Source organism: Streptomyces sp. NPDC059853, assembly GCF_042731495.1.
Lineage (GTDB): Bacteria > Actinomycetota > Actinomycetes > Streptomycetales > Streptomycetaceae > Streptomyces.
Genome location: NZ_JBHWJL010000025.1, coordinates 1 through 20,091 on the forward strand (window position 1 = coordinate 1; position 20,091 = coordinate 20,091).

Sequence of the window (20,091 nt, forward strand, 5' to 3'; positions counted from 1 at the left end):
CTGCTGCGCCGCGTGTACGAGGCGGCGCGCACCATCTCCTACGCCTCTGACGTCACCTGGCGCGAGGTCGGCCGGGTGCTGCGCTCCCGCGCCGCCCGGCCCCGGCTGCGGAGCCTGCTCGGTGGCCGCGGCGCCCGCCGCGTCCACCCCGCCGAGACCCGCACCCCGCTCGCCGAAGGCGTTGTCGAAGCGGACGGCGAGGTCGTCCTCGCCCGCACCGCCCGCCCGGACCGCGACCCGGTGCTGCCGCTGCGCGCCGCCGCCGCTGCCGCCCAGGCCGGACTGCCGCTGGCGATGCCCGCTGTGCACGCCCTCGCCGCCGCTGCCGCGCCGCTGCCCGTCCTCTGGCCGGCCGAGGCCCGCGAACAGTTCATCACCCTGCTCGGTGCCGGGCCCGACACGGTGCCCGTGTGGGAGGCACTGGAAGCCGGCGGCGTCATCGACACCCTGCTGCCCGACTGGGAGCGCGTCCGCTGCCGCCCGCAGCGCAACCCCGTGCACCGCTGGACCGTCGACCGGCATCTGGTGGAGACCGCCGTCCGGGCCGCCGCCCTCACCCGCCGCGTGCAGCGCCCCGACCTGCTGCTGGTCGCCGCCCTCCTGCACGACATCGGCAAGGGCTGGCCCGGCGACCACAGCGTGGCGGGCGAGACCATCGCCCGCGACATGGCGGCCCGCATCGGCTTCGGCCCCGCCGACACCGAGGTACTGGGCACCCTGGTACGCCACCACCTGCTGCTGGTGGAGACCGCGACCCGCCGCGATCTGGAGGACCCCGCCACCATCGCGCACGTCGCCGGGACCGTCGGCTCCACCGGCACGCTGGAACTCCTCCAGGCCCTCACCGAAGCCGACGCGCTGGCCACCGGCCCCGCCGCCTGGTCCACCTGGCGCGCCTCGCTCGTCGACGACCTCGCCGCGCGCGTCGCCGCCGCACTCGACGACGGCCCCGGCGGTAGCGGCCCCGCCGTCGGTGACCCCGCCGTCAGTGGTGATGGCGGCGGCACACCGCCGCGGTCCGTACCGCCCCGGGCCGCCGTCGCCGCCGAGCGGCTGGCCGTCGAAGCCTTCCGTACCCAGGCCCCCGTCCTCGCCCTGCACACCGCCCGGCCGGAGCCCCCCGCACCGCACCCCGGCGACCGGAAGAGCGCCCACGCCGCCGCGGAGGGCGACGACGCGGCGGCGACGCCCGAACCGGTCGGCGTCGAACTCGTCATCGCCCTGCCCGACCAGCCCGGCGTCCTGCCCGCCGTCTCCGGCGTCCTCGCGCTCCACCGGCTCACCGTCCGCTCCGCCGAGCTGAGCAGCGTCGACCCCGCCGGCCAGGGCGAGGTACTGCTGCTCCAGTGGCGGGTCGCCGCCGCCTACGGTTCCCTCCCGCAGGCCGAACGGCTGCGAACCGACCTCGTCCGGGTCCTCGACGGCTCCCTCGACATCACCCGCCGGCTCGCCGAACGCGAAGCCGCCTACCGACGGCCACGCCGCCGCCAGCCGCAGGCCCCGCCGCCGCGGGTGACCGTCGCCCCGCTCGGCTCCGCGCTGGCCACCGTCATCGAGGTGCGCGCCCAGGACGCCCCGGGACTGCTCCACCGCATCGGCCGCGCCCTGGAAGGCGCCGGGGTACGGGTGCGCAGCGCCCACGTCAGCACGCTCGGCGCCAACGCGGTGGACGCCTTCTACGTCACCGGCCCGCAGGGCGGTCCGCTGACCGCCGAGCGGGCCGCCGCGCTCGCCCGTGACCTCGAACAAGCCCTCGCCCCGGCCCCCGACCCGGACCCGGCGGAACCCGCGGGCTGACCGTACCCGCGCCATGCGGATACGCTGGAGGGCACCGATCATCCGAGACCGCCGAGCCACAAGGGATCCGCCAGCGCCGTGTTCGACACACTCTCCGACCGCCTAGCGGCGACGTTCAAGAACCTCAGGGGCAAGGGCCGCCTCAGCGAGGCGGACATCGACGCCACGGCGCGCGAGATCCGTATCGCCCTGCTGGAGGCGGATGTCGCCCTGCCCGTGGTGCGTGCCTTCATCGGGCAGATCAAGGAACGGGCCAGGGGCGCCGAGGTCTCCAAGGCGCTCAACCCCGCCCAGCAGGTCATCAAGATCGTCAACGAGGAACTGATCCGCATCCTCGGCGGCGAGACCCGGCGGCTGCGGTTCGCCAAGAACCCGCCCACCGTGATCATGCTGGCCGGTCTCCAGGGTGCCGGTAAGACCACCCTGGCCGGCAAGCTCGGCCGCTGGCTGAAGGACCAGGGCCACACGCCGCTGCTGGTCGCCGCCGACCTCCAGCGTCCCAACGCCGTCAACCAGCTGTCCGTCGTGGCCGAGCGGGCCGGCGTCGGCATCTACGCCCCCGAGCCCGGCAACGGCGTCGGCGACCCCGTCAAGGTCGCCGAGGACTCCCTCGTCCACGCCCGCGACAAGCAGTTCGACGTGGTCGTCGTCGACACCGCCGGCCGGCTGGGCATCGACCAGGAGATGATGGCCCAGGCCGCCGACATCCGGGACGCGGTGCGTCCGGACGAGGTGCTGTTCGTCGTCGACGCGATGATCGGCCAGGACGCGGTCACCACCGCCGAGGCCTTCCGCGACGGCGTCGGCTTCGACGGCGTCGTGCTGTCCAAGCTGGACGGCGACGCCCGCGGCGGTGCGGCGCTGTCCATCGCGCAGGTCACCGGCCGGCAGATCATGTTCGCCTCCAACGGCGAGAAGCTGGACGACTTCGACGCCTTCCACCCGGACCGGATGGCCTCCCGGATCCTGGGCATGGGCGATGTGCTCAGCCTCATCGAGAAGGCCGAGCGCACCTTCAGCCAGCAAGAGGCCGAGGCGATGGCCTCCAAGCTGGCCAAGGGGCCCAAGGAGTTCACGCTCGACGACTTCCTGGCCCAGATGGAGCAGGTCCGCAAGATGGGCTCCATCTCCAAGCTGCTCGGCATGATGCCCGGCATGGGCCAGATGAAGGAGCAGATCAACAACCTGGACGAGCGCGAGGTGGACCGCACCGCCGCGATCATCAAGTCCATGACCCCGGCGGAGCGCGCCGACCCCAAGATCATCAACGGCTCGCGGCGGGCCCGTATCGCGCGGGGTTCCGGCGTGGACGTGTCCACCGTCAAGGGGCTGGTGGAGCGGTTCTTCGAGGCCCGCAAGATGATGTCGCGGATGGCCCAGGGCGGCGGCATGCCCGGCATGCCGGGGATCCCCGGCATGGGCGGCGGCGCCAAGCGCAAGGGCAAGCAGCAGAAGAAGGCCAAGGGCAAGCGCCAGTCGGGCAACCCGATGAAGCGGCGGCAGCAGGAGGCCGCCGACGCGCAGCGCAAGGCGGAGGGCGGCGGCGCGGCGTTCGGCATCCCCGGCGCGGGTCAGGACGCCGGCGACTTCGAGCTGCCCAAGGAATTCCGGGACATCCTGCCCCCCAAGTGACCGAAGCGGTGCCCACGGCGCCCGCAGGCGTACCGCACGCTCCGGGCGCCGTACCATGTCCGCCATGGCCAAGGCTCCCGTACTCACCCCGCAGGACAAGGACTTCCCCCGCTGGTACCAGGACCTGATCGGCAAGGCCGAGCTGGCGGACAACGGGCCGGTGCGCGGCACCATGGTGATGCGACCGTACGGGTACGCGCTGTGGGAGCGGATGCAGCAGGAGCTGGATGCCCGGATCAAGGCGGCGGGTGCCCGTAACGCCTACTTCCCGCTGTTCATCCCGGAGTCCTATCTCAGCCGGGAGGCCGAGCACGTGGAGGGCTTCGCGCCGGAACTGGCGGTGGTCACCCACGGCGGCGGCAAGCGGCTGGAGGAGCCGGTCGTCGTCCGGCCCACCTCCGAGACGATCGTCAACGAGTACTTCGCCAAGTGGATCAACAGCTATCGCGATCTGCCGCTGCTGATCAACCAGTGGGCGAATGTGGTGCGCTGGGAGATGCGGCCCCGCGTTTTCCTGCGTACGACGGAATTCCTGTGGCAGGAGGGGCACACGGCGCACGCCAGTTACGAGGAGGCGCGCGACTACGCCGCCCGTATCCACCGTGAGGTGTACGCCGACCTGCTGCGCAATGTGCTGGCCATCGATGTCGTGCTGGGCCGCAAATCCCCCGCCGAACGGTTCGCCGGCGCCATCAACACCCTCACCCTGGAGGGCATGATGCGCGACGGAAAGGCCCTGCAGCTGGGTACCAGCCACGAGCTGGGCCAGAACTTCGCCAAGGCCTTCGACACCCGCTACCTGGGTGCGGACGGCACGCAGCAGCTGGTGTGGCAGACCTCCTGGGGCGCCTCCACCCGCATGGTCGGCGGACTGATCATGTCGCACGGCGACGATCACGGCCTGCGGGTGCCGCCGCGGCTGGCGCCGGTGCAGGCGGTGGTGCTCGCGGTGAAGGGCGACGACGCGGTGCTGGCGGCGGTGCGCGAGAGCGCGGCACGGCTGCGCGAGGCCGGGGTCCGGGTGGAGACCGACGAGCGCGCGGACATCCCGTTCGGCCGGCGCGCGGTGGACTGGGAGCTGAAGGGCGTTCCGGTCCGGGTCGAGATCGGCCCCCGCGACCTGGCGGACGGCACGGCCACGCTGGTACGGCGCATCCCCGGCGGGAAGCAGCCGGTCGCGCTCGCCGCGCTGCCGGAGTTGCTGCCGGGCCTGCTGGAGGAGGACCAGGCGCGCTTGCTGCACGAGTCGCGCGCCCGGCGCGAGGCCCGTACCACCGAGGTGTCCACCGTCGAGGAGGCGGCGGAGGCCGCGGCGGCGGGCGGCTGGGCCCGGATCCCGTGGGCGCGGCTGGGCCCGGAGGGCGAGGCGCGGCTGGCGCGGGACGCGGTGTCGGTCCGGGTGCTGGTGGCGGCGGACGGGTCGGTGCCGGTGTCGGACGACGCACCGGGTACGGTCGCTGTGGTGGGCCGCGCCTACTGACCGAGATCTCCGGGGATTTCGGCGTCGCCATGAACTGACGGGTAAGTGCAAATTCGCGGACTTGGCACCGTAATCGGAACACCGGATGGGCCTTGCTCGTTACACACGACGTGAGCACGACACCACCAGTTCTCGCCGCCGAGCTGGCACACGCGTGGGCCGATATTCAACGGCACCACCCGGAGCTGCCGGACCTGGCCGCCCCCGAATCCCTGATCGGGGAGTCGTCGTCCGCCTGCGGGCACGAACTCTCCTTCGAACGACTGTTGCACGAGGCCGTGCACGGCATCGCCGCCGCCCGTGGAGTGCGGGACACCTCCCGGGCGGGGCGGTATCACAACCGCCGCTTCCTGGCGATCGCCGAAGAGCTCGGTCTCGACCATGCCGAGGATCCGCATCCCAGCAGTGGATTCTCGCTGGTGACCATGAACGCCGAGGCCCGCAGGCGTTACCGCCCCACGGCCGAGCGCCTCCAGCGGGCCCTGAAGGCTCATCTGGCGGCGACCGCCACCGATACCAAGCGCAGTTTCCGAGGGCCCGCCGCCCGGCACGGTTCGTCCGGCGGTGGCGTCCGGGTCAAGGCCGTCTGCGAATGCGGGCGCAACGTGCGGGTCGTCCCCTCCGTCCTCGCGCAGGCCCCCATCATGTGCGGTGCATGCAAGAAGCCCTTCCAGATCGCCGAGACGGCAGTGTCCGGAAAGACGATGGCTGTCGCCGCGTCCGTGTGACGCGAGCGGATCCGTCCCCTGACGCCTCCGGGGCGGCGCCGAGCGCCGGTCCCCCCACCTTTTCCCGGGCGTGCGCCGGGCCCCCGCGCCGTGTGGCAGAATGAAACGCTGAACTCGGCAGTCGTACAGGACCCTCTCGCCTTCGGCTGGCGCGTCCATCGGGCCCTCCTGAGCCGCAACCCCACGTGGCAGAACGCTGTGGCCCATCACGTCAAGACTCAGGAGACACCACAGCAGTGGCAGTCAAGATCAAGCTGAAGCGACTGGGCAAGATCCGTTCGCCGCACTACCGCATCGTCGTCGCCGACTCCCGCACCCGCCGTGACGGCCGGGCCATCGAGGAGATCGGTCTGTACCACCCGGTGCAGAACCCCTCGCGCATCGAGGTCGACTCCGAGCGCGCCCAGTACTGGCTGGGTGTCGGCGCGCAGCCGACCGAGCCCGTGCTGGCCATCCTCAAGGTCACCGGCGACTGGCAGAAGTTCAAGGGTCTGCCCGCCCCGCCGCCGATCAAGGTCGCCGAGCCCAAGCCGGACAAGCGCGCCCTGTTCGAGGCCGCGTCCAAGGAGTCGGGTGGCGAGCCCAAGGGCGAGGCCATCACCCCGAAGGCGAAGAAGAGCGACAAGGCCGAGAAGAAGGCCGACGCCGAGGGCACCGACGCTCCGGCCGAGTCGACCGAGGGCTGAGAATGCTGGAAGAGGCCCTGGAGCACCTGGTGAAGGGCATCGTCGACAATCCCGACGAGGTCCAGGTCGCCTCGCGCACTCTGCGCCGCGGGCGCGTGCTGGAGGTCCGGGTGCACCCCGATGACCTCGGCAAGGTGATCGGCCGCAACGGCCGGACCGCCCGATCGCTGCGCACAGTCGTGGGCGCGCTCGGTGGCCGGGGCATCCGGGTCGATCTGGTCGACGTGGACGAGGTCCGCTGAGGGCCCGTCGCGATGGCATCACACCGAAGGCCGGGGGCCGAGCACCACGCCCCCGGCCTTCGGCTGTCCGCGCAGCACTGAGGGAAGAGACGGAACAGTCACCGTGGAGCTGGTTGTAGCCCGCATCGGGCGTGCCCATGGAATCAAGGGCGAGGTCACCGTGGAGGTGCGCACCGACGAGCCCGAGCTACGGCTCGCACCCGGCGCCGTACTCGCCACCGACCCGCCCGGCACCGGGCCGCTGACGATCGAGACGGGGCGGGTGCACAGCGGACGGCTGCTGCTGCGGTTCTCCGGTGTCACCGACCGCAGCGCGGCGGAGGCGCTGCGGAACACCCTGCTGATCGCCGAGGTCGACCCGCAGGAGGCGCCCGAGGACCCGGAGGAGTACTACGACCACCAGCTGATCGACCTCGATGTCGTCACACGGGACGGTGCGGAGGTCGGCCGGATCACCGAGATCTCGCACCTGCCGTACCAGGACCTGCTGGTGGTGGCCCGGCCCGGTGGCGGAGAGGTGCTGATCCCCTTCGTGCACGAGATCGTGCCGGAGATCGACCTGGACGAGCAGCGTGCGGTGATCGACCCGCCGCCCGGACTGCTGGAGGACGTGCCCGGCACCGGCGGGGCGCCGTCCGCGGACGCCGGCGACGGCGCGGAGGACGGCCGGCGGTGAGGATCGACATCGTCAGCATCTTCCCCGAGTATCTGGAGCCGCTGAACGTCTCCCTCGTCGGCAAGGCACGCGCCCGGGGCCTGCTGGACGTCCGGGTGCACGATCTGCGCGCGTGGACGCACGACCGGCACCACACGGTGGACGACACCCCCTACGGCGGCGGCCCCGGCATGGTGATGAAGCCGGAACCCTGGGGAGAGGCGCTGGACGCGATCCTGGCCGACGGCGACGGCACGCCCGAACTGATCGTTCCCACACCCAGCGGGGTGCCGTTCACGCAGCGGCTCGCCGTGGAACTGTCCGCCGCCCCCTGGCTGGTGTTCACCCCTGCCCGCTACGAGGGCATCGACCGCCGCGTGATCGAGGAGTACGGCGCCCGGCTGCGGGTGCGTGAGGTCTCCATCGGCGACTACGTCCTGGCCGGCGGCGAGGCCCCGGTGCTGGTGATGACCGAGGCGATCGCCCGGCTCCTCCCCGGAGTGCTCGGCAACGCCGCCTCCCACCAGGACGACTCCTTCGCCCCCGGCCCGATGGCGGCCCTGCTGGAGGGCCCCGTCTACACCAAGCCGCCCAGCTGGCGCGGTCGCGAGGTGCCGGACGTGCTGATCAGCGGCCACCACGGCAAGATCGCGCGGTGGCGCAGGGACGAGGCGCTGCGCCGGACGATCGCCCACCGCCCCGAGCTGATCGCCGGCGCCGACCCCGCCGCGTTCGACAAGCGGGACCGGGCCACCCTGGCGGAGGAGGGCTGGTGGCCCGGGGCGGACGGCCGATTTGGGCCCCGGTCACCCGGCGTGGAAGAATAGCCCGGCTCACCCGCCCCGGCGCGCGACCCTGCCACAGGGGGATCGACGCCCGCCGGAGGGGAGCACACGTACGTGACCCCACCATCATCACGATGACCGCTGGATGGCCTGTGGCATCCGCGAAGAGAGCAGCCAGACATGACCCACCTTCTCGACACCGTCGACTCCGCGTCGCTGCGCGACGACGTCCCGGCTTTCCGGCCCGGTGACACCATCAACGTCCACGTGCGCGTCATCGAGGGCAACCGCTCCCGTGTGCAGCAGTTCAAGGGCGTCGTCATCCGCCGCCAGGGCTCCGGCGTGCGTGAGACCTTCACCGTCCGCAAGGTCAGCTTCGGCGTGGGCGTGGAGCGTACCTTCCCGGTGCACACCCCGGTCGTGGAGAAGATCGAGGTCGTCACCCGCGGTGCCGTCCGCCGCGCCAAGCTGTACTACCTGCGCGAGCTGCGCGGCAAGGCTGCCAAGATCAAGGAGAAGCGCGAGCGCTGACGGGCCCTGCCCGATGGCCGGTTACCATCAGGCGTGACCGATTCCGACGCACAACTTCCGGAGCGCGACCGCTCCGCCGGCTCCGAACGGGGCGGGTGGTGGCGGTCGCGCTCTGTGCGTGTATGGGCCGCCTCGCTGCTGGGCATGGTGGTGCTGCTCGGGATGACCAGTGCGTACGTCGTGCAGCCGTTCGTCATCCCCAGCGGCTCCATGGAGGGCACCCTCCAGGTCGGTGACCGGGTCCTGGTCAACAAGCTCGCCTATCGCTTCGGCGGTGAGATCCAGCGCGGCGACGTGATCGTCTTCGACGGCGCCGGCACCTTCGCCGCCGAGCCGGAGGATCCCGGGCTGCTGGGCGGGCTGCTGCGGACGGCCGGGGCCGCGGTGGGGCTCGGTCCGGCGTCGGGCACCGACTACGTGAAGCGGGTGATCGGTGTCGGCGGGGACCGGGTGGTCTGCTGCGACGCCCAGGGGCGGATCGAGGTCAACGGCGAACCCCTGGACGAGTCGTATCTCTACCCGGGGGACGAGCCGTCGACGGTCAGGTTTGACATCGAGGTGCCGGAGGGACGGTTGTGGGTAATGGGTGACCACCGTTCCGACTCGGCGGACTCCCGGGAGTATCTGGGAGCGCCGGGGGGTGGCACGATTTCCGAGGACAAGGTGATCGGCCGGGCGGACTGGATCGGCTGGCCGCCCAGCAGAATGCGTTCCCTGCGGTCGGCCGATGGGTGAGCGGGGGAAGCCCCGGAGCGGGCGCGGACGGCTGGGCCGGGGGAAGCAGGAACCGCAGGACGTGTCCTCCGCCGCGCGCGACGCCGCGGCGGACGCGGCGCCCGGGCAGCCGGAGGGCGAGGCGGCGGAGCGACCCACGCTGCGCGGGCCGGGTGAGGGACGTGCGGATCGTCGCCGGGCGGCGAAGCGGATCAAGCGCCGCAGGCGGCTGCGGGCCACCCGGGAGATACCGATCCTCATCGGTGTGGCGCTGTTGATCGCACTGGTCCTCAAGACCTTTCTGGTGCAGGCCTTCGTCATTCCGTCCGGGTCGATGGAACAGACGATCAAGATCGACGACCGGGTGCTGGTGGACAAGCTCACCCCGTGGTTCGGCTGGGAGCCGCAGCGCGGCGAAGTGGTCGTCTTCCGGGACCCGGGCGGCTGGCTGGAGCAGGACGCCCAGGCCCCTGCGGGGGATCCACCGGCGGGTATCAAGCAACTGCGGGACGCGCTCACCTGGATCGGACTGCTGCCCTCCGCCGAGGACCAGGATCTGATCAAGCGCGTGATCGGGGTCGGCGGTGACACCGTGGTCTGCTGCGAGGAGGCCGGCCGGATCACGGTGAACGGCGTGGCGGTGGACGAGCCGTATCTGTACCCGGGGAATCCGCCCTCCCGCATCGAGTTCGAGGTCACGGTGCCGGAGGGGCACATCTTCGTGATGGGCGACCACCGGTCGAACTCGGCCGACTCCCGGTACCACCTGGAAGGCCCGGATCAGGGTACGGTTCCCATCGACCTGGTCGTGGGCCGCGCGGTGGTCATCGCCTGGCCGTTCTCAAACTGGCAGCGGCTGGACGGCAGCGACGCCTTCGCGGCGGTGCCGGACCCGGACGGGGCCGGCGACGGCGCACCGGCGCGGGCCGGTCCGCCGCAACGGGCCGCGATTGGGGACAATGTTTTGGCGCCACTCCCGATCCCTGCGGAACTCCCGCTCGTTATGGGAGTAGTGGGCCTGTGGCGGTCAGCGCACGGGCGGAAACGCAGCGTGAGGAGTGGATGTGGGGGATGTGGCAGTCGGTGCACGGTCCGGTGCGGACGAACCGGAGGAACCTCCGGTGAGTCCCCGAGGCGGAGCATCTGGCGAGGAGCCCCCAGGCGGTGGCAGCGGCCCCGACGGCCCGGACGAGGGCAGCTACCAGCCCGATGACGGGCGGAGCACTCCGCCCCCGGGCAAGAAGCAGCGCTCCTTCTGGAAGGAACTGCCGATCCTCATCGGCATCGCCATCGTGCTGGCACTGCTGATCAAGACCTTCCTCGTGCAGGCCTTCTCGATCCCCTCCAACTCGATGCAGAACACCCTGCAGCGCGGTGACCGGGTGCTGGTGGACAAGCTCACCCCGTGGTTCGGTGCCACGCCCGAACGCGGCGAAGTGGTCGTGTTCAACGACCCGGGCGGCTGGCTCGGCGAGACCCCCGAGCAGAGCGGTTTCGGCGCCGCCGTGCAGCAAGGGCTGAGCTGGATCGGCCTGATGCCGTCCGCCGAGGACCAGGACTTGATCAAGCGCGTCATCGCGGTCGGCGGCGACACCGTCTCCTGCCGCAAGGGCGGGCCGGTGATCCTCAACGGTGCGGAACTGGACGAGAGCGCGTACCTCTTTCCCGGCAACACTCCCTGTGACGATCAGGAGTTCGGCCCCATCACCATCCCGGACGGTGAGCTGTGGGTGATGGGCGACCACCGGCAGGACTCGCTGGACTCCCGCTACCACCAGAATCTCCCCGGCGGCGGCACCGTGCCCGAGAGCAAGGTGGTCGGCCGTGCCATCGTGATCGCCTGGCCGGTGAACCGCTGGTCCACGCTGCCGGTGCCCGCCGCCTACAGCGACGTCCCCAGCGCGGCGGCTGCCACGGCTGCCGCCGCGGCGGCGGGCCCGGCCGGACTGGGGCTGGCCCTGGCCGTACCGCTGGTGCTGTGGCGTCGTCGTGCACTGCTCCGTAGGGAGGAGTCGGCCGGACGCTGAACGTGCGGCATCCGGCGCTGGGTAGAGTCACCCCCGGACCAGAAAACTGGAGGGTGTGATGAGCGGAGCGCCGCGCCGGGGCGTGGGCCGGCGGCTGTCCCAGCTCGCCGTGGCCTTGGGCTGTGTGCTGTTCGTGGGCGGATTCGCCCTCGGTGCTCTCCTCTACCAGCCCTACGCCGTGCCGACCGATTCCATGCACCCGGTCGTCACGGCGGGGGACCGGGTGCTCGCTCAGCGCATCGAGGGGCACCAGGTGCGCCGCGGCGATGTCGTCGTCTTCCGGGAGGCGGCGTGGGGGGACGCCCCGATGATCAAGCGAGTGGTGGGCGTCGGCGGGGACACCGTGGCCTGCTGTGACCCGGACGGGCTGCTCCTGGTGAACGGCGAGCCCGTCGAGGAGCCCTATCTGGATCCCCGGTGGAGCGAGTCCCCGACGTCCTACGAGGTCCGCATCCCGGAGAGTGAGCTGTTTCTGCTGGGCGACCAGCGGCTGGCCTCCGTGGACTCACGCGATCAGATCACCGACGTCCAGGCGGGCAGCGTCCCGGTGGAGGCGGTCACCGCCCGGGTGGAGGCCACGCTGTGGCCCCTGGGCTCCGTGGGGCTGTTGCCCCGCCCCACCGGGTTCGCCGGTCTGCCCGGCGGCGTCTCGGGCACCGGGCCGCTGCTGCCGCTGTGCTGGGCGACCGGGGCCGGGCTGCTGCTGATCCTCGCCGGCGGGCTGTACGGGCCGCTGGCGCGTCGCTCCTCCCGATCGGGCCACCGCGGGGTGCCGAAGCGGGCCGGTGAAGCACAATGAGGGAAGCACGGCTGAAGGGGATCACACCATGAGCGCCGAGGACCTCGAAAAGTACGAGACCGAGATGGAGCTGAAGCTCTACCGGGAGTACCGCGACGTCGTCGGTCTGTTCACATATGTGATCGAGACCGAGCGTCGCTTCTACCTCACCAACGACTACGAAATGCAGGTCCACTCGGTTCACGGTGAGGTGTTCTTCGAGGTGTCCATGGCGGACGCCTGGGTCTGGGACATGTACCGGCCGGCGCGCTTCGTCAAGCAGGTGCGCGTCCTCACGTTCAAGGACGTCAATATCGAAGAGCTGAACAAGAGCGAACTCGATCTGCCGGAGGACTCCGGGTTCGGCGGGTCACGGGGGCAGTGAACCTGCCGCAGTCTCACTCGGACGAGTGACCGAGTTATCCACAGCGGCCCGGTTGTCCACAGATTCCGGCTGCCCCTCACCACGACCGGCTTTCCTCGGGCAGGGTGCCGGGTATGGCTCCGCTCACTCTCTGTTGTCTTCTCCTCGCTCTCGCCGGTGGCGCCTCGCCACCCGAACGCGCCTGGCCGGTGCCCGGCCCTCAGGGCACATCCCGACCCCTCATCCTCCGGCTCTTCGAACCGCCGGCGACCCCCTGGGGGCCCGGCCACCGAGGGGTGGATCTGGCCGCCGACCCGGGCAGTCCCGTGGTGGCGGCCGCGCCCGGCACGGTCGTGTTCGCGGGCAAGGTCGCCGGGCGCGGGGTCATCAGCATCGAACTGTCCCGGGACGACGGGCCACCGATCCGCACCACCTACGAGCCGGTACGCGCCACGGTGGCCGTGGGCGAGACCGTCACGGCCGGCCGGCAGGTGGGGGTGCTGGAGGACGGCCCGTTCCACTGCGACCGGCCCTGCCTGCACTGGGGCCTCAAGGAGAGCGGTACCCGCCGCTACCAGGACCCGCTGAGCCTGCTGCCCACCGAGCTGCTACGCCCCGGGCCTTCCCGGCTCCTGCCCGTCGACGGTGTCCCGCTCCCCGGAGACGGCCCCGGCCACTCCGTCCAGGGCGATCCGCACGGCCGTCGCGGCGATCCCGGCGGGGTCGTCGAAGCCGGCCAGCGTACGGCGCACCGCCGCGTCCACCACACCCTGCAGCAGCGCCGCGGCCGATCGTGGGTCCGCATGCCCCAGAGTGCGAAGCGCTTCCGTGATCAGCTCAAACAATCCGCCGTGCGCCGCCTTGATCTTCTCCCGGGCGGCCGCGTCCAGCTCCATGGCCGAGATCGCCACCACCGCCCGGTGCCGGGCGTCGCAGGCGAGCGCGAGCTGCGCCCGCACATAGGCCGCCACCTGTTCCCGCGGTGAGTCGGCCGCGGCCACCGCGGCTTCGATCTCCGCGGCCCACAGCGGGAAGTCGACCGCGCACAGCGCCTCGACGACCGCGCCCCGGGAGCGGAAGTACTCGTAGACGGAGGAGCGAGCAAGACCGGTGCGTGCGGCGAGCGCCGGGAAGGTCAGTGCCGACGCGCCGCCCTCGGACAGCAGTGAACGGGCGGCGTCCAGCAGGGCGCCGCGCTGCAGCGAGCGGTGCTCGGCCACGGAGGCCGCTTGGATCCTGGGCACCAGACCACTGTAGAACGTGCGCCCGGCGAGGTTGAGCCCGAGCGCAGAAGCGGTTTCAACCGCTCACGTCGGCGAGCTTGGCCCGCAGCTGAAGCACGGACTTGGTGTGGATCTGGCTGACCCGGCTCTCGGTCACCCCCAGCACCTGGCCGATCTCCGCCAGCGTCAGCCCTTCGTAGTAGTAGAGCGTCACCACCGTTTTCTCCCGCTCCGGCAGGGTGTTGACGGCCCGGGCCAGCAACCGGCGCAGTTCCCTGTCCTCGGCCACCTCCACGGGATCGTCGGCGGCGGTGTCCTCCAGCGTGTCCATCAGGCTCAGCCGGTCGCCGCTCTCCCCGCCCACATGCAGCAGTTCTTCCAGCGCGACCACATTGGCCAGCGACAACTGGCTGAATACCGCGTGCAGTTCGTCCAGGGTGATGTCCATCTCGCGGGCCACCTCGGACTCCGACGGGGTCCGGCGCAGCGACGCCTCCAGGGTGGCGTAGGCCCGTTCGATGGCCCGGGCCTTCTGCCGGACCGAGCGCGGAATCCAGTCCAGCGCCCGCAGCTCGTCGATCATCGCGCCGCGGATCCGGGTGATGGCGTACGTCTCGAACTTGATGGAGCGCTCGGGGTCGAACTTCTCGATCGCGTCGATCAGACCGAACACACCGGAGGAGACGAAATCCGCCTGTTCGACGTTGGGCGGCAGTCCCACGCTCACCCGGCCCGCCACATACTTCACCAACGGGGAGTAGTGCAGGATCAGCTGCTCCCGCAACCGCTCGTCACCGGTCGCCTTGTAGGTGCGCCACAGCTCGTCGAGCGACGTGGGCGCGGCGGAGAGCGTCGCGCCCTCCGCCGCGGCCGGAGCGGCCGGCGCCTGGTGCGCGGGCCCGGGAGAGTGCTGGGGCATGCGTTGTCTTGAGCCGTTCTGCAGGGGTCTGAGCGGGTGGTGCGGAGTTCCGGGATGGCGAACTCTGTGAGCGTAGCGTGACTGGTGGGTCGCTTTGCGCAGGTGGCCGAAGTTGGCTGATGCGCAGATACGTTCCGCTGGGCGCACCGTCGTGTTACGCACCCGCTTCGGGGGGTGGCGCGGCCGGGAGGGTGTGTCGGACGGCAGGGCGTCGCAACTGCCAGCGGTCGCCCACGTGTTCGACGAAGCCCAGCGATCCGAGTTCGAGCAGCCGGGCCAGCACCGCCTCACCCGACATGCACGCACCGCGGGCGACCTCCGGCACCGTGACCGCCCGGGCCACCGGCAGCGCGTCCAGCACCTGCCGTGCCGCCTCACTCAGCAGATCCCGCGGCACCGCCGGCCCCCTCTCCTCGTCCGCCACCTCCCCCATGGCACCCACGAGCTCGATGACCTCGCCCGCGCTGCCCACCAGCGTGGCCTCCTGGCGGATCAGCCGGTGCGTGCCCGCCGAGAGCCCCGAGGTCACCGGGCCCGGCACGGCCATCAGATGCCGGCCCAGTCGTGCCGCCCGCCGGGCGGTGATCAGGGAACCACTGCGCGACGCCGCCTCGACGACCACCGTGCCCCGGCTCAGGGCCGCGATCACCCGGTTCCGCTGCACGAACCGGCCCCGCGTCGGCCGTTCCCCCGGCGGCAGTTCGCTCACCAGCAGCCCGCCCTCGGCGACCCGCTCCAGCAGCTCCCGGTGCCCGGCCGGATAGGCCACGTCGAGACCGCACGCCAGCACCGCGACCGTCGGACCGCCCACCGCCAGCGCGCCCCGGTGCGCCGCGCCGTCCACGCCGTACGCGCCGCCGGAGACCACCGTCCAGCCACGCTCCGCGAGCGTCGCACCCAGCTCGCCCGCCATGTGCAGGCCGTAGTCGGTGCAGGCCCGAGCCCCCACCAGCGCGACCGACCGCAGCGCCACGAACCGCAGCGAACAGGCACCCCGTACCCACAGCCCGACCGGACGCGTCTCACCGAGATCGTCCAGCTGCCCCGGCCACTCACGGTCGCCCGGGCACACCAGCCGGGCGCCGCACCGGGCGCTCTCCTCCAGATCGCGCCCCGGCACCACTCGCTCGGCCCGCAGGCGCAGTCCCGCCCAGCGGGCCGGCGGAACCTCCGGCAGCCGCTCGTCCCCCTCCAGCGCCCGCCACACTCCCGCCGCACCGAGCCGCGCCACCTGCCGCCCCATGAGGTGGTCGCCGGGCTCGATCACCCGGGTCAGCGCCGACCGCGCCAGCCGCTCCTCGTCCGACACCGTCCCGCTCACGACAGGCTGCCCGCCACACCGGCACCCCGCCGCACTCCGGTGCGGAACTCCAGCGCGGCGTCCACGTCGTCCGCGGTGGGACGGTCGTGCCCGGCCAGATCCGCCACCGTCCAGGCCACCCGCAGAACCCGGTCCAGGCCGCGGGCGGTCAGCGTGCCGCGGTCCATGTCGGTCTCGGCCCGGGCCAGCGCGCCGGGCGCCGGCGCCCAGCGCGTCCGCAGCTCGTGGCCGGGGGCCTCACCGTTGGTGGTCCAGCCCGTCCCCGCGTATCTGGCCGCCGCCCGCTCCCTGGCCGCCAGCACCCGCTCCGCCACAGCAGCGGTGGACTCGCCGCCGCTCGCCGACGTCAGCTCCGCGCGGCCGACCGGCTCGACCGGGACCCGCAGATCGATCCGGTCCAGCAGCGGCCCGGACAGCCGCGCCCGGTACCGCCGCACCGTGCCGGGCAGACACTCGCACTCGCCGCCCGGCGAGCCGTGCCGCCCGCACGGACACGGATTGGCCGCCAGGACCAGCAGTACCCGGGCCGGCATCCGCAGCACACCGGCCGATCGCGCCACCACCACCTGCCCCGACTCCAGCGGCTGCCGCAGCGCGTCGAGCACCCGGCTGCTCATCTCGGCCGCCTCGTCCAGGAACAGCACCCCGTGGTGCGCCAGCGATGCGGCACCCGGCCGCGGCAGCCCGCTGCCCCCGCCCACCAGCGCGGGCAGCGAGGCCGAGTGGTGCGGCGCGCAGTACGGCGGCCGGTCCACCAGCGGGCGCCCCGGCGGCAGCGAACCGCTCACCGAGTGCACCGCGGTGACCTCCAGCGCCTCCTGCCGGCTCAGCGGGGGCAGCAGCCCCGGCAGCCGCTCGGCCAGCATGGTCTTGCCCGCCCCGGGCGAACCCTGGAGGAACAGATGGTGCCGCCCGGCCGCAGCGACCTCCAGAGCCCGGCGGGCCAGCCGCTGCCCCGCCACCTCGGCGAGATCCGGCGGCCGCTCCGTGCCGTCGAGGGTGCGGTACAGACCGCCGGGCCGCGGGTAGCCCCAGCCGGCGCCGCGCGGCCCGGGGCCGCTGCCCTCCGGCCTCGGTGGAGGCTCGTCCGGCACCGGTTCCCCCGCGAGGACGGCGATGAGCTGGCGCAGACTGCGCACACCCAGGACGGCGACATCGGGCACCAGGGCCGCCTCCGCGGCGTTCTGTTCGGCGACCACCACCTGCCGGTAGCCGGCGTCCGCCGCGGTGAGCACGGCGGGCAGCACTCCGCGTACCGGCCGGACCCCGCCGTCCAGCCCCAGCTCGCCGATCAGCAGCAGGTCGGCGATGGCCCGGGGGTCGATGCGTTCGGCCGCCGCCAGCACGGCGGCGGCCACCGCCAGGTCGAATCCGCTGCCGCATTTCGGCACCGCCGCCGGGCTCAGCCCCACGGTGAGCTTCTTCTGCGGCCACTCGGCCCCCGAGTTGAGCACCGCGGCCCGCACCCGGTCCCGGCTCTCGTTCAGTGACTTGTCCGCCAGCCCCACCAGGGTGAACGCCGCTACCCCCGGCTCCAGGTCGGCCTGCACCTCCACCACCACGCCCTCGACCCCGACCAGGGCCACGGCGCAGGTCCGCGCGAACGCCATCACGCCACCCCCTTGGCGTGCTCGACCACCGGCGCTCCCCGGCGCGGGACCAGGACGCCGACCAGATCGATCCGCAGCCCGCCGGAGGGCGGGGCCCCGTACCGGGGCAGCCAGCGTTCACTGAGCCACCACTCGGCGAGCCGCCGCAGCCGCTCCGCCTTGCTCGCGCCGACCGCCGCCATCGGATGCTGGAACCCGGCGCCCCTGCGGGTCTTCACCTCGCACACCACCAGGACCTCCTGCGGGCCCGGCTCCCGGGCCACGATGTCGATCTCGCCGGCCCGGCAGCGCCAGTTCCGCTCCAGCACCGCCATGCCGGCGGCGGTCAGCCGCCGCACCGCCAGGTCCTCACCGAAGCGGCCCAGCGCTCCCCGCTGGTTGCCGGTACGTCCCGTCGTACGCGTCATCGCGCATCACCTCCGTCCCGGACGGTGCCGCAGCCGCGGAGATCCCGCGCGGGCCTGTGGACAACCCCCGGGGTGTGGACAACCCGTTCACCTGTGTGGGGGACGGTCCGCGCGGTGGGCGAGCACGGTCGGGCCCCGATGGGCTGTCGCCCCGCGTGCCCGGGGTCCCGTACACTTCTGGTGGCGATCCGGGTCCCCGGATCGACCTCGCATGCCCCGCCACCACCGCGTCCGGCCTCGCAGCCGAAGCGCTGAGGTGGCCGCGACTCTCGGTCCCGGGACGGCCCCGCAGGCGGTCCCCGGCACAGCGCGCAGGGGCATCAGGAGCGTCGGCCGCCCGGCCGGCGCTGACAACCGAGCACCACGAGGAGAACGGCCATGGCCGTCGTCACGATGCGGGAGCTGCTGGAGAGCGGCGTCCACTTCGGGCACCAGACCCGCCGCTGGAACCCGAAGATGAAGCGCTTCATCTTCACCGAGCGCAACGGCATCTACATCATCGACCTGCTCCAGTCGCTGTCGTACATCGACCGCGCCTACGAGTTCGTCAAGGAGACCGTCGCCCACGGCGGCACGGTCATGTTCGTCGGCACCAAGAAGCAGGCCCAGCAGGCCATCGCGGAGCAGGCGACCCGGGTCGGCATGCCCTACGTCAACCAGCGCTGGCTGGGCGGCATGCTCACCAACTTCTCCACCGTGCACAAGCGGCTGCAGCGCCTGAAGGAGCTGGAGCAGATCGACTTCGAGGACGTGGCCGCCTCCGGCCTCACCAAGAAGGAGCTGCTCGTTCTCTCCCGCGAGAAGGCCAAGCTGGAGAAGACCCTGGGCGGTATCCGCGACATGCAGAAGGTGCCCAGCGCCGTCTGGATCGTGGACACCAAGAAGGAGCACATCGCCGTCGGCGAGGCCCGCAAGCTGAACATCCCGGTGGTCGCGATCCTCGACACCAACTGCGACCCCGACGAGGTCGACTACAAGATCCCCGGCAACGACGACGCGATCCGCTCCGTCACGCTGCTCACCCGGGTCATCGCCGACGCCGTCGCCGAGGGCCTGATCTCCCGTTCCGGCGTCGCCGAGGCGGCCAAGGGCGGCGAGAAGGCGGCCGGCGAGCCGCTGCCCGAGTGGGAGCGCGAGCTGCTGGAGCGCGGTGAGTCCGCCGAGGCCAAGGCCGAGGACAAGCCCGCCGAGCAGGCGCCCGCCGAGGCTGCCGCCGAGGCCGCCCCCGAGGCCCCCGCCGAGCAGGGCTGACGCGAGCCACAGCGATTCATCGACATTCCGGGAAGAGAATCAGACAACCATGGCGAACTACACCGCCGCTGACGTCAAGAAGCTCCGTGAGCTGACCGGCGCCGGCATGATGGACTGCAAGAAGGCGCTCGACGAGGCCGAGGGCAACGTCGACAAGGCCGTGGAGATCCTCCGCGTCAAGGGCCAGAAGGGTGTGGCCAAGCGTGAGGGCCGCACCGCCGAGAACGGCGCCGTCACCTCGCTGATCTCCGACGACGCCACCTCCGGTGTGCTCGTCGAGCTGAAGTGCGAGACGGACTTCGTCGCCAAGGGCGACAAGTTCCAGGTCGCGGTCGCGGCCATCGCCCAGCACGTCGCCGACACCGCCCCGGCGGACCTGGAGACGCTGCTCTCCTCGGAGATCGAGCCCGGCAAGTCCGTGCAGGCGTACGTCGACGAGGCCAACGCGACCCTGGGCGAGAAGATCGTTCTCGACCGCTTCGCCCGCTTCACCGGCGGCTACGTCGGCTCGTACCTGCACCGCACCAACCCCGACCTGCCCCCGCAGGTGGGTGTTCTGGTGGAGCTGGCCGAGGGTGGCGACCAGGCCGCCCAGGTCGTCAAGGACGTCGCGCAGCACATCGCCGCCTTCGCTCCGCGCTTCCTCTCCCGCGAGGACGTGCCGGCCGAGCTGGTGGAGTCCGAGCGCCGTGTCGCCGAGGCGACCGCCCGCGAGGAGGGCAAGCCGGAGGCCGCTCTGGCGCGCATCGTCGAGGGCCGGGTGAACGGCTTCTACAAGGAGAACGTCCTCCTTGACCAGCCCTTCGCCAAGGACAACAAGAAGACGGTGCAGAAGGTCCTGACCGAGGCGGGCGCCACGGTCAAGAACTTCGCTCGCTTCCGCGTCGGCGCCTGATCACGGAATCCGTCACGCGCCCTCGGGGGCGGACGGGACCGCGCCC

General features: G+C 72.2%; 21 protein-coding genes and 1 pseudogene. 17 read left to right on the plus strand and 5 right to left on the minus strand.

Annotated features, from left to right (window positions below):
* The 15 genes and pseudogenes from ACFV5N_RS04855 to ACFV5N_RS04925 form a co-directional block, all read left to right on the plus strand.
* On the plus strand, nt 1–1,797 hold a 1,797-nt coding region (locus ACFV5N_RS04855), incomplete at its 5' end, for an ACT domain-containing protein (protein ID WP_385594106.1).
* Nucleotides 1,798–1,875: 78 nt separating this feature from the next.
* Nucleotides 1,876–3,429: a signal recognition particle protein gene (gene ffh / locus ACFV5N_RS04860; protein ID WP_385594109.1), complete on the plus strand. Its 1,554-nt coding sequence runs from the start codon at nt 1,876–1,878 to the stop codon at nt 3,427–3,429.
* Between the two features lie 64 nt (nt 3,430–3,493).
* Nucleotides 3,494–4,909, plus strand: coding sequence for a proline--tRNA ligase (proS, locus tag ACFV5N_RS04865; protein WP_385594112.1), 1,416 nt, complete (start codon nt 3,494–3,496; stop codon nt 4,907–4,909).
* A gap of 110 nt (nt 4,910–5,019) precedes the next feature.
* The gene (locus tag ACFV5N_RS04870; protein ID WP_026047736.1) at nt 5,020–5,637 is read left to right on the plus strand and encodes a hypothetical protein; all 618 of its coding nucleotides are present in this window, start codon (nt 5,020–5,022) and stop codon (nt 5,635–5,637) included.
* A 236-nt stretch (nt 5,638–5,873) separates the two neighbouring features.
* On the plus strand, nt 5,874–6,323 hold the full coding sequence (gene rpsP / locus ACFV5N_RS04875) for a 30S ribosomal protein S16 (RefSeq protein WP_019435521.1): 450 nt from the start codon (nt 5,874–5,876) through the stop codon (nt 6,321–6,323).
* 2 nt (nt 6,324–6,325) lie between these two features.
* Nucleotides 6,326–6,565 (plus strand): RNA-binding protein, encoded by a 240-nt coding sequence (locus tag ACFV5N_RS04880; protein WP_019435522.1) that lies wholly within the window; start codon nt 6,326–6,328, stop codon nt 6,563–6,565.
* Between the two features lie 103 nt (nt 6,566–6,668).
* Entirely contained in the window at nt 6,669–7,241 is a 573-nt protein-coding gene (rimM, locus tag ACFV5N_RS04885; protein WP_385594116.1) for a ribosome maturation factor RimM, read from the plus strand.
* Nucleotides 7,238–8,047, plus strand: coding sequence for a tRNA (guanosine(37)-N1)-methyltransferase TrmD (gene trmD / locus ACFV5N_RS04890; protein WP_385594119.1), 810 nt, complete (start codon nt 7,238–7,240; stop codon nt 8,045–8,047). The genes rimM and trmD overlap by 4 nt, the downstream gene beginning before the upstream one ends.
* Nucleotides 8,048–8,185: 138 nt before the next feature.
* Nucleotides 8,186–8,536 (plus strand): 50S ribosomal protein L19, encoded by a 351-nt coding sequence (gene rplS / locus ACFV5N_RS04895; RefSeq protein WP_019435525.1) that lies wholly within the window; start codon nt 8,186–8,188, stop codon nt 8,534–8,536.
* Between the two features lie 33 nt (nt 8,537–8,569).
* Complete coding sequence (gene lepB / locus ACFV5N_RS04900) at nt 8,570–9,271, plus strand: signal peptidase I (RefSeq protein WP_385594122.1); 702 nt, start codon at nt 8,570–8,572, stop codon at nt 9,269–9,271.
* Nucleotides 9,264–10,463, plus strand: a complete 1,200-nt coding sequence (gene lepB, locus ACFV5N_RS04905) for a signal peptidase I (RefSeq protein ID WP_385594125.1) — start codon at nt 9,264–9,266, stop codon at nt 10,461–10,463. Before lepB (ACFV5N_RS04900) ends, lepB (ACFV5N_RS04905) begins: the two co-directional genes overlap by 8 nt.
* A complete protein-coding gene (gene lepB, locus ACFV5N_RS04910) occupies nt 10,372–11,277 on the plus strand; it encodes a signal peptidase I (protein WP_385594127.1) in 906 nt (301 codons plus the stop codon). Before lepB (ACFV5N_RS04905) ends, lepB (ACFV5N_RS04910) begins: the two co-directional genes overlap by 92 nt.
* Before the next feature lie 58 nt (nt 11,278–11,335).
* The gene (lepB, locus tag ACFV5N_RS04915) at nt 11,336–12,076 is read left to right on the plus strand and encodes a signal peptidase I (protein WP_385594129.1); all 741 of its coding nucleotides are present in this window, start codon (nt 11,336–11,338) and stop codon (nt 12,074–12,076) included.
* Nucleotides 12,077–12,104: 28 nt separating this feature from the next.
* On the plus strand, nt 12,105–12,440 hold the full coding sequence (locus tag ACFV5N_RS04920) for a DUF2469 domain-containing protein (protein ID WP_019435530.1): 336 nt from the start codon (nt 12,105–12,107) through the stop codon (nt 12,438–12,440).
* A gap of 113 nt (nt 12,441–12,553) precedes the next feature.
* A pseudogene (locus tag ACFV5N_RS04925) lies at nt 12,554–12,973 on the plus strand (peptidoglycan DD-metalloendopeptidase family protein); the annotation flags it as partial.
* Between the two features lie 54 nt (nt 12,974–13,027).
* Here ACFV5N_RS04925 and ACFV5N_RS04930 read toward each other — a convergent pair.
* The 5 genes from ACFV5N_RS04930 to ACFV5N_RS04950 all read right to left on the minus strand — a co-directional run bounded on the left by ACFV5N_RS04930 (nt 13,028) and on the right by ACFV5N_RS04950 (nt 17,899).
* Complete coding sequence (locus ACFV5N_RS04930) at nt 13,028–13,639, minus strand: TetR/AcrR family transcriptional regulator (protein ID WP_385594172.1); 612 nt, start codon at nt 13,637–13,639, stop codon at nt 13,028–13,030.
* A gap of 79 nt (nt 13,640–13,718) precedes the next feature.
* Complete coding sequence (whiG, locus tag ACFV5N_RS04935) at nt 13,719–14,561, minus strand: RNA polymerase sigma factor WhiG (RefSeq protein WP_385594131.1); 843 nt, start codon at nt 14,559–14,561, stop codon at nt 13,719–13,721.
* Between the two features lie 154 nt (nt 14,562–14,715).
* Nucleotides 14,716–15,882, minus strand: a complete 1,167-nt coding sequence (gene dprA / locus ACFV5N_RS04940; protein ID WP_385594134.1) for a DNA-processing protein DprA — start codon at nt 15,880–15,882, stop codon at nt 14,716–14,718.
* Nucleotides 15,879–17,492 (minus strand): YifB family Mg chelatase-like AAA ATPase, encoded by a 1,614-nt coding sequence (locus ACFV5N_RS04945; protein ID WP_385594136.1) that lies wholly within the window; start codon nt 17,490–17,492, stop codon nt 15,879–15,881. The genes dprA and ACFV5N_RS04945 overlap by 4 nt, the downstream gene beginning before the upstream one ends.
* Entirely contained in the window at nt 17,492–17,899 is a 408-nt protein-coding gene (locus ACFV5N_RS04950) for a YraN family protein (protein WP_385594139.1), read from the minus strand. The genes ACFV5N_RS04945 and ACFV5N_RS04950 overlap by 1 nt, the downstream gene beginning before the upstream one ends.
* Before the next feature lie 378 nt (nt 17,900–18,277).
* On the opposite strand from ACFV5N_RS04950, the gene rpsB reads away from it, so the two are divergent.
* Together rpsB and tsf are read left to right on the plus strand one after the other, a co-directional pair.
* Nucleotides 18,278–19,150: a 30S ribosomal protein S2 gene (gene rpsB, locus ACFV5N_RS04955; protein WP_385594141.1), complete on the plus strand. Its 873-nt coding sequence runs from the start codon at nt 18,278–18,280 to the stop codon at nt 19,148–19,150.
* A 49-nt stretch (nt 19,151–19,199) separates the two neighbouring features.
* Complete coding sequence (tsf, locus tag ACFV5N_RS04960) at nt 19,200–20,045, plus strand: translation elongation factor Ts (RefSeq protein ID WP_385594144.1); 846 nt, start codon at nt 19,200–19,202, stop codon at nt 20,043–20,045.
* The last annotated feature ends 46 nt before the right edge of the window (nt 20,046–20,091 follow it).